This is a genomic window from Massilia genomosp. 1 (genome assembly GCF_011682185.1).
Classification (GTDB): Bacteria; Pseudomonadota; Gammaproteobacteria; order Burkholderiales; family Burkholderiaceae_D; genus Telluria_A; species Telluria_A rubra.
Map to the genome: position 1 here is coordinate 1 of NZ_WHJF01000408.1, position 425 is coordinate 425.

Consider the following 425-nt stretch of genomic DNA (forward strand, 5'->3'; position numbering starts at 1 on the left):
TGAATCTTCTGGACGCGGGCTTTCGCCTTCTTCCAATTGCTGCTGAACTTGACCTTGCGGCTCATGCGCCGCTGGTAGCGGGCAAGGTTCTGTTGGTGCTTCTTAAAACTGTTGAGTGGTGCGACGAAGCTGCCGTCGCTCATCGTGGCGAAGCGGGCGATGCCGACATCGATGCCGATGGCGCTCGTCGCCGTTGGCAATGGCTGTTCGGGCAGGATTTTCTCGGTGCCTGAATGGCGTTCGCCATTGACCTCGCGTTGCGTCTGAATCGACACGAACCACTTGCCGCCCGACTGGCTCACTGTGACGTTGCGCAGCTCGCCAAGAACGTCCCGACTGTTGCGGTAACGCAGCCAGCCAAGTTTGGGCAGGAAGATGCGGCTGTTGGCCTCGTCAAGCTTGATCTGCTTCGGGTCCGGGTAGCG

The 425-nt window shown here is 59.8% G+C and carries 1 protein-coding gene; it reads right to left on the reverse strand.

The genetic code is table 11. The features are described 5' to 3' along the window. A partial coding sequence (locus F1735_RS34315; RefSeq protein ID WP_167241523.1) for an RNA-guided endonuclease InsQ/TnpB family protein occupies positions 1–425 on the reverse strand: 425 nt, incomplete at both ends.